This window comes from Pseudomonas asplenii, assembly GCF_001293465.1.
In the GTDB taxonomy this organism is placed as follows: domain Bacteria; phylum Pseudomonadota; class Gammaproteobacteria; order Pseudomonadales; family Pseudomonadaceae; genus Aquipseudomonas; species Aquipseudomonas fuscovaginae_B.
Window position 1 is genome coordinate 46,191 of the sequence record NZ_JSYZ01000022.1, and the last position, 9,859, is coordinate 56,049.

At 66.9% G+C, this 9,859-nt stretch carries 10 protein-coding genes and 1 pseudogene; 4 read left to right on the forward strand and 7 right to left on the reverse strand.

Features of this window, described 5'->3' with window-relative positions; genetic code table 11:
• Positions 1-16: 16 nt before the first annotated feature.
• The 3 genes from PF66_RS25890 to PF66_RS25900 are packed head-to-tail and all read right to left on the reverse strand — an operon-like array spanning position 17 to position 2,361.
• Positions 17-496 carry a YbaK/prolyl-tRNA synthetase associated domain-containing protein gene (locus PF66_RS25890; RefSeq protein WP_054064208.1) on the reverse strand — a complete coding sequence of 160 codons (480 nt, stop codon included), beginning with the start codon at positions 494-496 and terminating at the stop codon, positions 17-19.
• Between the two features lie 10 nt (positions 497-506).
• Positions 507-1,271, reverse strand: coding sequence for a sulfite exporter TauE/SafE family protein (locus tag PF66_RS25895; RefSeq protein ID WP_054059104.1), 765 nt, complete (start codon positions 1,269-1,271; stop codon positions 507-509).
• 4 nt (positions 1,272-1,275) lie between these two features.
• The gene (locus tag PF66_RS25900) at positions 1,276-2,361 is read right to left on the reverse strand and encodes a TauD/TfdA family dioxygenase (protein ID WP_239688004.1); all 1,086 of its coding nucleotides are present in this window, start codon (positions 2,359-2,361) and stop codon (positions 1,276-1,278) included.
• Positions 2,362-2,470: 109 nt separating this feature from the next.
• On the opposite strand from PF66_RS25900, the gene PF66_RS25905 reads away from it, so the two are divergent.
• Positions 2,471-3,385 (forward strand): LysR family transcriptional regulator, encoded by a 915-nt coding sequence (locus PF66_RS25905; protein WP_054064209.1) that lies wholly within the window; start codon positions 2,471-2,473, stop codon positions 3,383-3,385.
• Here PF66_RS25905 and PF66_RS25910 read toward each other — a convergent pair.
• Positions 3,338-4,270: a LysR family transcriptional regulator gene (locus PF66_RS25910; protein WP_054064210.1), complete on the reverse strand. Its 933-nt coding sequence runs from the start codon at positions 4,268-4,270 to the stop codon at positions 3,338-3,340. The two genes, PF66_RS25905 and PF66_RS25910, sit on opposite strands and share 48 nt — an antisense overlap.
• Positions 4,271-4,391: 121 nt before the next feature.
• Between PF66_RS25910 and PF66_RS25915 the strand changes: the two genes are divergently transcribed.
• Genes PF66_RS25915 through PF66_RS25925 form a run of 3 tightly spaced genes read left to right on the forward strand, consistent with a single transcriptional unit; the run spans position 4,392 to position 7,373 of the window.
• Positions 4,392-5,684 carry a CitMHS family transporter gene (locus tag PF66_RS25915; RefSeq protein ID WP_054061575.1) on the forward strand — a complete coding sequence of 431 codons (1,293 nt, stop codon included), beginning with the start codon at positions 4,392-4,394 and terminating at the stop codon, positions 5,682-5,684.
• A 16-nt stretch (positions 5,685-5,700) separates the two neighbouring features.
• Positions 5,701-7,053, forward strand: coding sequence for an acyclic terpene utilization AtuA family protein (locus tag PF66_RS25920; protein ID WP_054064211.1), 1,353 nt, complete (start codon positions 5,701-5,703; stop codon positions 7,051-7,053).
• Between the two features lie 5 nt (positions 7,054-7,058).
• Positions 7,059-7,373, forward strand: coding sequence for an AtuA-related protein (locus PF66_RS25925; protein WP_193394233.1), 315 nt, complete (start codon positions 7,059-7,061; stop codon positions 7,371-7,373).
• Between the two features lie 2 nt (positions 7,374-7,375).
• Here PF66_RS25925 and lhgO read toward each other — a convergent pair whose 3' ends face one another.
• The 3 genes and pseudogenes from lhgO to PF66_RS33525 form a co-directional block, all read right to left on the reverse strand.
• Positions 7,376-8,569 carry an L-2-hydroxyglutarate oxidase gene (lhgO, locus tag PF66_RS25930; protein WP_054064213.1) on the reverse strand — a complete coding sequence of 398 codons (1,194 nt, stop codon included), beginning with the start codon at positions 8,567-8,569 and terminating at the stop codon, positions 7,376-7,378.
• 190 nt (positions 8,570-8,759) lie between these two features.
• Positions 8,760-9,470 (reverse strand): FadR/GntR family transcriptional regulator, encoded by a 711-nt coding sequence (locus PF66_RS25935; RefSeq protein ID WP_054064214.1) that lies wholly within the window; start codon positions 9,468-9,470, stop codon positions 8,760-8,762.
• Positions 9,471-9,595: 125 nt separating this feature from the next.
• Positions 9,596-9,859, reverse strand: a pseudogene (locus PF66_RS33525) (DJ-1/PfpI family protein); the annotation flags it as partial.

Here is a 9,859-nt window from a genome sequence, read left to right on the forward strand (position 1 = left end):
CAATTTCGTACACAGCCTAGGCCTGGCTGATATCGACCAGTTGCGGCCGGGTGATCGCCAGGTAGTCATCGCTGGCGAGAATCATCGAGGTGTCCAGGCGCCCGGCATTGAAGGCGATCTCGGCGTAGCGCCGGGTCAGGCTCGGGTCGACGATCAGTTCGATCCGCTCGTCGAACACGAACGGCGGAATCGCGCCGATCCGGCAGCCGGTCAGGGCCATGGCGGTCTCGGCCTTCACCAGTTCGGCCTTCTTGCCCCCCAGGGCGGCACCGAGCTTTTTCATGTCGAGCCGGTGGTCGCCCGGCAGGATCGCCAGGGCATAGCGTTCGCCCTGGCCCTTGAGGGCGCAGAGCATGGCCTTGGCCCCCTGGCCCGGTTCGGTGCCACGGATTTGCGAGACCCGCATCGACTGCTCTTCGGCATCGTGCTGCATGACGCGGTAGCGGGCGCCGTGGCTGTCCAGCAGGCTGACCAGTCGATCGAAAACGGCAGGCATGGGCTTTTCCTCAGAAGGGCTTGATCAGGTCGTACGAAAGCTTGCTGATCAGAATCACCAGCAAGACCAGGAACAGCGCGCGCACGAACGGCACGCCCCGGCGCACCGCGAGCCAGGTGCCGGTCAGGGCGCCGAGGATGTTGAACAGCGCCATCGGCAGCGCCACCAGGTACAGGACGTTGCCGGTGGGGATGAAGAACACCAGCGCGGCGACGTTGGTGGCGATGTTCACCAGTTTGGCCGAGGCCGAGGCGTGCAGGAAGTCGAAGGCGAAGCAGCGGATGAACAGGAAGATCAGGAAGCTGCCGGTACCGGGGCCGAACAGGCCGTCGTAGAAACCGATGGCGCCACCGATCAGCACCGCCAGCAGTTTTTCCCGGGTGCCGATCCGCATCGGCTTGTGCAGGGCGCCGAAGTCCTTTTTCCAGAAGGTGTAGAGCGCCATCACCACGATCATCACCAGCACCGCCGGGCGTACCACCGACTGCGGCACCGCCGAGACGGTGGCCGCGCCGAAGAACGACATGACGAATGCCGCCCCGGCCGCCGGGATCACCAGGCTCCAGTCGATCACCACCTTGCGCACGAACGAGCGCGCCGCGAAGGTCGTGCCGCAGGCGGCCGCGACCTTGTTGGTGCCCAGCAGGGCGGCTGGTGGGGCGGAGGGCAGCACGTTGAACAGCGCGGGGATCTGGATCAGTCCGCCGCCGCCGACCGCCGCGTCGATGAGGCCGGCGGCGAAGGCGAAGCAGCAAAGGATGACGATATCAAACATGAAATCAGGCTCTGACGATAAAGGGTTGGTTCGGGTCCAGCGGTACCACGCGCGCCGGATCGTCGACCCCGAACACCCGGATCATCCAGCGGTCGCGGCCGTCGTAGCGCGGGGTGAAGCCATCCCGGGCGTGCAGGGTCTGCTGGTTCTTGAAAATCAGCATGTCGCCGGGCTGCAGCAGGATGTGCCGGATGACATCGGGGTGGTTGGCGGTGGCCGAGAACAGTTGCATGGCAAAGTCGGCGTTGGCGGTGGTCGCGCTGACCGCCGCCTTGTTGTAGCGGCAATGCAGGCCGCCGGCTGGCGGCTGGTAGAGCAGCGGAACGTTTTCCAGCACGTTGCCCTCCTGGCCGAACGAGTCCGGCCGGCGAACGCTGAAGTTTGGCCGCTGCAGTTCCTGTTCGACGAAGTCCGGCAGGATGTCCAGCACGTCGCGGATGGCGACGATGCGCGTGGGCACGTCCAGTTCGCAACGCAGGCCGGTCAGGGTCAGGTACTCGGGGCAGGCCGAGAGGCCGTCGAGCGGTTCGCAGGTCAGCGGCAGGTGCGGGTTGTCGACGTGCATGCCCAGGCCCAGGCGCGAGCCGAAGGAGCTGGCTTCGGTCTCGCACTCCTGCTTGGGCGAGACGTGGCGGAACACCGTGTTGTCGCTCTCCCCGGCATAGCCCACGGGGCGGGTGCCCAACGCCGCCAGCACGGACAGGATCGCACCGGCCAGCACCGGCAGCTCTTCAATGCCGGGTTCGTCGTCGTAGGGTGTGGCCGGCAACTGCGGGTCGACCGGCAGGCCGCGGACGATCAGCGCCCCCGCATCCGACTGGGGGAAGTCGCGCAGCACCTGGTGTTTTTCGGCACTCAGGACGTTTTCCAGCAGACGTTGCAGCACCGGCATCCGGTCGATGCCCGAGGCGCTGTCGCGGATGGCCAGGGGAGTGAGCGCTGCCTGCAATTGTCGTTGCTCGGTGAATGATAGATGGATTTCGGGCAGGGCCTGCAGAGTGGGCGCCGGGGCATTTCGAACCAGCCAGTGCGGGCTTTGCTCGCTGATTCGGCTAGCCGAATGCCTGACAGCCTCATTCAGTTTTGACACGTCCTTTGCTCCTCTATTCCTACGTCCCTGTGGGTTAAGCGCGAAGGCTAACGGAAGGGACCTTTTTGTGTTGCAATACCACGTTGCGAAAAGTGCAACGAGGTGAGTCATGGCACTGGATCTGTTGGGTGAGCTCGAAGCCTTCGCGACGGTGGCGCGCAAGCGCAGCTTCATCGCCGCGGCGCGGACTCTGGGGCGTTCGCCAAGCTCTGTGACCCGTGCCGTTCAGGCCCTCGAAGAGAGCGCCGGGGTCAAGCTGTTCAATCGCTCGGCCAATGCGGTGAGCCTGACCGAGGCCGGCGAGCGGCTGTTGCCCCACGCCTACAAAATGCTGGATCTGCAACGTGAGGCCGACGAAGACCTGGCCGGTATCAGCGGCCTGGCCAACGGCTGGATCCGCTTTTCGGCGCCGGAGTTTCTCGGTCACGGGGTCATGCCCAGGCTGATCGCCCAGTACTGCGAGCGTTATCCGCAGGTGAACATCGACGTGATCTTCACCGACGAAACCATCGACCCGGCCAGGAGCAAGCTGGACTTCTCGATCCGCGGTGCCTTTCCGCAATCCAGCGACCTGATCGGTTTTCCGCTATGGAGCTATGCCCGCTACCTGTATGCCAGCCCCGCCTACCTGGAGCGGTGCGGCACGCCCGACTCGATCGAGGCATTGGACCGTCATTCGCTGATTCTGCACACCGCCCCGCGGATTCTTAAGGAGTGGAATTTTCGCAATGAGCAGCAGGCCATCAGCTACCGAGTGCATCCGAAATTTCGCTTCAGTTCGGGCGCCGCGGTGTTTCAGGCCGCGTTGGCCGGGGTGGGGATTGCCCGCCTGGCCGACTGGCTGGCGGAGCCGGAGGTCGAGCAGGGGCGGCTGGTGCGGGTGTTTCCCGAGTATCGACTGACCTCCAGCGGCGGCGAGAACCCGCAGATGCATGCGGTGTACCCGGCCGGCAACCTGCCGCTGCGGGTGAAGATGCTACTGGAACTGATCCGGACCTTCGGCGACAACGTCACTCGGTTCTGAGCCGAGGGCGAAGCGTTCGCGCACCAGCGCGCTGAAGCGGGCCGCCGCCGGCCCCAGGGTCTGCCCGGCGCGGGTGATCAGGCCGATCTCGCGGCTGACGCCGGCGTGTTCCACCGGCAGGCGGATCAGGCCGCTGAGGCGGTCGTCCGCCGACTCCGGCAACAGGGTCATGCCCAGCCCCTGGCGCACCAATGCCAGCACCGTGGACATGTAGTTGGCCTCCAGCCCCGGGACCAGGGTCAGGCGCTGCTCGTCGAACAATTGCTCGACCCGCTCGCGCACGCTGCTGTCGCGCCCGGTGAGGATCATCGGCTGGCCGCTGAGGTCTGCCAGCCGTACCCGTTTCCTGCGCGCCAGCGGATGCTGCTCGGGCACGAACAGGCAGAGCCGGTCGACCATCACCACCTCGAAGTCCAGGCCATGACTGAGCCGCGCCCGCACGCCGAGGCCGAAATCGACCTCGTTGTCGCGCACCAGGGCATCGATGCGCTGGGCGACCACGTCGCGCAGGCGCACTTCGACGCCCGGATAGGCTTCGCGAAAGGCTCGCAGCACCGGCGGCAGGGCGCCGGAGCAGATCGACGGCAGGGCGGCGATGGTCACCACGCCGCGCTGCAGGCTGGCCAGGCCGCGGGAGCCGTTGACGATGTTGTCCAGGTCCAGCAGCAGCTTCTCCATCGGCCCGCGGGCCTGCTGGCCGGCGCTGGTCAGGCTGACCTGACGCGGGCTGCGCTCGAGCAGCGCGACGCCGAGCCAGTCTTCCAACTGCTGCACTTGCACGGTCAGCGCCGACGGCGACAGGTGCAGTTCATCCGCCGCCCGGGTGAAGCTGCCGGCGCGCACGACGGTGAGGAAGGCGCGAATATGCTGGATGGAATTCTTCATTCTGTTTTTCCGAATACAAGGCGGTGAACATTCCAATTTACAAAGCTTAACCGCCTTTCAATACTCCGGGGAAAACAATAACCGCCCGCTCTCTGAAGAAGCGGCTCACTGGAGTCTTCCCATGCTTGCCACGCTGGGTGTCATCACCATTCTCTGTCTGCTTGCGGCTGTCATGAGCAAGCGCCTCTCTCCCCTGGTTGCCCTGATCGCCCTGCCGATCATTGCCGCCTTGCTCGGCGGCTTCGGTCTGCAGACCAGCGGCTTCATCATTACCGGTATCAAGAACGTCGCCCCGGTGGTCGGCATGTTCGTCTTCGCCATCCTGTTCTTCGGCGTGATGACCGATGCCGGCATGCTCGACCCGATCATCGATCGCATTCTGCGTACCGTCGGTACCCGGCCGAGCCGGATCGTCGTCGGCACCGCCCTGCTGGCGCTGCTGGTGCACCTGGACGGTTCGGGGGCGGTGACCTTTCTGGTCACGGTGCCGGCGATGCTGCCGCTGTATACCCGCCTGGGCATCGACCGGCGCATCCTGGCCTGCGTTGCGGCGATGGCCGCCGGGGTCAACTTCCTGCCGTGGACCGGGCCGGTGCTGCGCTCTTCGGCGGCCTTGCACGTGCCGGTGGCGCAGTTGTTCCAGCCGCTGATCCCGGTGCAGATCGTCGGCCTGCTCTTTGTGTTCGCCAGCGCCTGGTGGCTGGGCCGGCGTGAAGAGCGTCGCCTCGGTCTGGGGGGCGGGGCGGCGGTGGACAGCGTGCCGACCCGGGTGATCAGCGCCGAGGAGGAGCGCCTGCGGCGTCCGCGGCTGTTCTGGGCCAACCTGCTGCTGACCGTGCTGGTGATGGTGGTGATGATCGCCGGCTGGGTCGACCCGGTGGTGATGTTCATGCTCGGCACCGTGGTTGCCCTGTGCCTGAACTACCCGAACGTCGACGCCCAGCGCGAGCGCATCGATGCCCACGCCAGGACCGCGCTGACCATGGCCAGCATTCTCCTGGCGGCCGGGGTGTTCACCGGCATCATGCAGGGCACCGGCATGCTCAAGGCCATGGCCGAAGTGGCGGTGGCGCAGATTCCCGCCGGGCACGGCAAGCTGATCCCGACGGTGGTCGGGCTGCTGTCGATGCCGCTGAGCCTGCTGTTCGACCCGGACTCGTTCTACTTCGGGGTGATGCCGGTGATCGCCGAGGTCGGCAAGGCCCTGGGGGTCGAACCGCTGCAGGTGGCCCAGGCCTCGCTGCTCGGGGTGCACACCACCGGGTTCCCGGTCAGCCCTCTGACCCCGGCGACTTTCCTGCTGGTGGGCCTGTGCAAGATCGAACTGGCCGACCACCAGCGTTTCACCATTCCATTCCTGTTTGCCGCCTCGGTGCTGATGACCCTGACGGCGTTGCTTCTGGGCGTCTTTTGAAATGAAGGGCTTTGCGATGAAAACCTTGCGTATCGGCTCCGGTGCCGGTTACTCCGGCGACCGTATCGAGCCGGCCGTGGAACTGGCGGCCAAGGGTGAGCTGGATTACCTGGTGTTCGAATGCCTGGCCGAGCGCACCATCGCGCTGGCCCAGCAGGCCCGCCTGAGCGACCCTGCGGCGGGCTACGATCCGTTGCTGCGCGAGCGCATGCAGCGGGTGCTGCCCTATGTGGCCGGCAATGCGCGGCGGCTGCGGATCATCACCAACATGGGCGCGGCCAACCCGCTGGCCGCGGCCCGGGAGGTGCGGCGGATCGCCGTCGAGCTGGGCCTGCCGGCGCTGAAGGTGGCGGCGGTGACCGGCGATGACGTGCTGGCGGCCCTGCAGGCCGAGCCCGAGCGGCAGTTGGACAATGGCCTGCGGCTGGCGCAGTTGGGTGAGCGGCTGATCTCGGCCAATGCCTACCTGGGCGCCGAGGGCATCGTCCAGGCCCTGGCGGCGGATGCCGATGTGGTGATCACCGGCCGGGTCGCCGACCCGTCGCTGTTCCTTGCCCCGCAACTGTTCGAGTTCGGCTGGGCGGCGGACGATTGGCCGCGCCTGGGGCGCGGCACGCTGATCGGCCACCTGCTCGAATGCGCCGGGCAGATCACCGGCGGCTACTTCGCCGACCCCGGCATCAAGGACGTACCGGGCCTGGCCTACCTGGGCTTCCCGTTGGCCGAGGTCGACGAGCAGGGCGGGGCGATCATCACCAAGGTCGCCGGCAGCGGCGGGCGGGTGGATCGTGCCACCTGCGCCGAACAGCTGATCTACGAGGTGCATGACCCGGCGGCCTACCTGACCCCGGATGTCACCGCCGATTTTTCCCGGGTGAGCTTTGCCGGGCAGGGCCCGGACCGGGTGCAGGTACAGGGCGCCAGCGGGCTGCCGCGGCCGCAGTCGCTGAAGGTCTCGGTCGGTTACCTGGACGGCTGGATCGGCGAGGGGCAGATGTCCTACGGCGGCCCCGGGGCACTGGCCCGTGCCCGGCTGGCGCGGGAGGTGGTGCTGGAGCGCCTGCGGATCATCGGCGTTGAAATGGAGGAGGTGCGGGCCGAACTGATGGGGGTCGATTCGCTGCATGGCGAGCGCCTGGGCGAGCGCGCGGCGGCCGAGCCCTGGGAAGTCCGCCTGCGGGTGGCCGCCCGTTGCGCCCGGCGGGCCGATGCGGTGCGCGTCGGCAATGAAGTGGAAACCCTGTACACCAATGGCCCCTCCGGCGGCGGTGGTGCCAGCAAGAGCGTACGGCAGGTGGTGGCGGTGGCGTCGTTGCTGCTGCCGCGCGAAAGCCTGGTTGCCCGGGTTCATCTGGAGGATCTGCAATGAGTACCTTGAAGCTGCGGTCCCTGGCCCATTCGCGTACTGGCGACAAGGGCGACACCTCGAACATCTCGGTGATCGCCTATCGCGCCGAAGACTATCCGCGGCTGTGCGCGTGGCTGACCGCGGAGCGGGTCGCGGCCTGGTTCGCCGAGCTGCGCGACCCGGCCGCCGCGCCGGTGCGGCGCTACGAACTGCCCGGTGTGCAGGCGCTGAACTTCGTGCTGCCGGGCATCCTGCGCGGTGGCGTGACCCGCTCCCTGGCGCTGGACGCCCATGGCAAGAGCCTGGGTTCGGCACTGCTGGACATGCCGCTGGACGAGTAGGGTCAACGCGGCCCGAGAATCCGCTCGGCGATCATCTCGCCGATCGGCATCGCCGAGGTCGCGGCCGGCGAGGGCGCGTTGCAGACGTGGACCATGCGCGCGGTTTCGGCGAACAGGAAGTCATGCACCAGGCTGCCGTCGCGCATGACCGCCTGGGCGCGGATGCCGGCCTCGTAGGGCAGCAGGTCCTCGACCACCAGCGACGGGCAGTACTTGCGGCACAGTTCCAGATAGCCGCGCCTGCTCAGCGAGTTCTTCAACTCCTGGGTGCCGGAGCGCAGGTTCTGCCGAATGGTTTTCCAGAAGCCGGGGAAGCGGGCGTACTGCGCGACATCCCGCCAGTTGACCGAGAACTTGCGGTAGTTCTCCCGGCCCAGCCCCAGCACCGCGTTCGGGCCGACGGTGACGCTGCCGTCGATCATGCGGGTCAGGTGCACGCCGAGGAATGGCAGCTCGGGGTCGGGGATCGGGTAGATCAGGTGGTTGACGATGTCGTTCTTCGACGCCGGCAGACGGAAGTACTCGCCGCGAAACGGGATGATCTGGTGGTCGATGGGCACCCCGGCCAGGGTGGCCAGGCGATCGGACTGCAAGCCGGCGCAGGCCACCAGCCGGCGTGCCTGCCAGACACCGTCTTCGGTGCTGACGGTGACGCTGTCGGTGTTTTCCCGGATCGCGGTGACGGTCTGCTGCAGGCGGATTTCGCCGCCGCTGCCGGTGATCACCCGGGCCATCGCTTCGCAGACCTGGCGGTAATCGACGATCCCCGTGGCATCGAGAAACAGCGCACCGAGACCGACGATGTTCGGCTCGCGGCGCCGCAGTTCCTCGGCATCCAGGCGCTCGACCTTCAGGCCATTGAGCTGCGAGCGTTCGTACAGTGCGTTCATCCGCTGCATCTCCAGCGGGGTGGAAGCCACCAGCATCTTGCCGCAGACCTCGTAGGCAATGCCGTGCTCGCGACAGAAGTCCTTGGTGGCCTGGGCACCGCGCTTGCACAGGTCGGCCTTGAGGCTGCCCGGCGCGTAGTAGATCCCGGCATGGATGACGCCGCTGTTGTGCCCGGTCTGGTGGCGGGCGAGGCTGGCCTCCTTTTCCAGGATCACCAGGCTGGCGCCGGGTTGGCGCTTGAGCAGTTCCATGGCGGTGGCCAGACCGACGATACCGCCGCCGATGATGCAGAAGTCGTAGAGCATGGTTCGATTATCCCTGTCTTTGCGGTGTCTTGTTATCAGGTTGTCAGACTAAGGTGCCTGAAGAATGTCATGGGCAACCTTCCCTTCGTGCTCACTCACCACTGCGCCCGACACGCCCCGGTAGGCCCGTGGCTTGCCTGCGAAGGGCCCTCAAGCTTTGCGCAAACACGGTTCGGACGCTGGCTGCGGGTCAACTCATGGCCGGCAGCTCCAGTTGCAGGCGTCGGGCTGCCGCGCGCAGGTGCGCTTCGGCACACGCCGCGGCAGCCTGACGGTCGCCATCGGCGATAGCCTGGAACAGGGCCTGGTGCTCGCGGCCGGCATCCGCCGGGCCACCCACCGAATGCGTTGCCGAGTTTTCCCAGGCGGTGCGGCGGGCCTCGGCCAACTGGCCACGCAGGAAATCGTGAAAGGCGACGAAGTAGTCATTCTTGCTGGCCTGGGCAATGGCCCGGTGAAAGGCCACGTCGGCATTGGCGGCGGCCGTGAAGTCGCTGCGCTTTTCGTGCATCTCCCGCAGGGCTTCCTGCATGCGCTGCAGGTCGGCGGCGTCGCGGCGCTGGGCGGCGATGGAGGCGGCCTGGGTCTCGATCCACAGGCGCATCTCGAACATCTGCGCCAGGTCGGTGTGGCGACCCTCGCTCCTGGGAAAGCGGAAGACCGTGCCGGCCGGCGTGCTGGAAATATAGGAACCGAGCCCGCGACGGGCGACCAGCACGCCGTCGGCCTTGAGCTGGGCAATGGCTTCGCGGACCACGGAACGGCTGACATTGAGTTGGTCGGCCAGTTGCTGCTCGGTGGGCAGGCGCGCCTCGGCCGCCAGGCGACCGGTGTCGATTTCGTTGCGAATGGCGGCGACGACCCGTTCGACCAGGGAATCGGGGCGTTGGAGTTCAAACATCGGTGCGGGCTCAAAAGTCAGGTTGTCAGACAATGCACCTTGGCATTTTTCCTGTCAACACGCGGGCCCCGGTTGCGCAGCCCTCTGGTAGGAGCCAGCAAGCCGGCTCCCATGGGAGTACAGGATCAGTTCAGGCCCAGGCGCTTGGCGGCGCGGGCGGTGATTTCACTGCGCAGGCGACGCGATTCCACCACCCGCTCGCGGGCCCCGTCGAGTATGGCCTGGGGCGCGGTGTCCGGGCTGCCGGCGTTGAACGGTGGCGCGGGGGCGTACTCAAGCTGCAACTGGATCAGTTGGGCCTCGTCGGCGCCGAACAGCTCGCTGGCCAGGGTCAGGGCAAAGTCGATCCCGGCGGTGATGCCGCCGCCGGTCAGCAGGTTGCCGTCGCG

What these genes read in the sequence shown, in the direction of transcription:
- PF66_RS25890 (WP_054064208.1), bottom strand. Translation starts at nt 496, where the DNA reads ATGCCTGCCGTTTTCGATCGACTGGTCAGCCTGCTGGACAGCCACGGC.
- PF66_RS25895 (WP_054059104.1), bottom strand. Translation starts at nt 1,271, where the DNA reads ATGTTTGATATCGTCATCCTTTGCTGCTTCGCCTTCGCCGCCGGCCTC.
- PF66_RS25905 (WP_054064209.1), top strand. Translation starts at nt 2,471, where the DNA reads ATGGCACTGGATCTGTTGGGTGAGCTCGAAGCCTTCGCGACGGTGGCG.
- PF66_RS25910 (WP_054064210.1), bottom strand. Translation starts at nt 4,270, where the DNA reads ATGAAGAATTCCATCCAGCATATTCGCGCCTTCCTCACCGTCGTGCGC.
- PF66_RS25915 (WP_054061575.1), top strand. Translation starts at nt 4,392, where the DNA reads ATGCTTGCCACGCTGGGTGTCATCACCATTCTCTGTCTGCTTGCGGCT.
- PF66_RS25920 (WP_054064211.1), top strand. Translation starts at nt 5,701, where the DNA reads ATGAAAACCTTGCGTATCGGCTCCGGTGCCGGTTACTCCGGCGACCGT.
- lhgO (WP_054064213.1), bottom strand. Translation starts at nt 8,569, where the DNA reads ATGCTCTACGACTTCTGCATCATCGGCGGCGGTATCGTCGGTCTGGCC.
- PF66_RS25935 (WP_054064214.1), bottom strand. Translation starts at nt 9,470, where the DNA reads ATGTTTGAACTCCAACGCCCCGATTCCCTGGTCGAACGGGTCGTCGCC.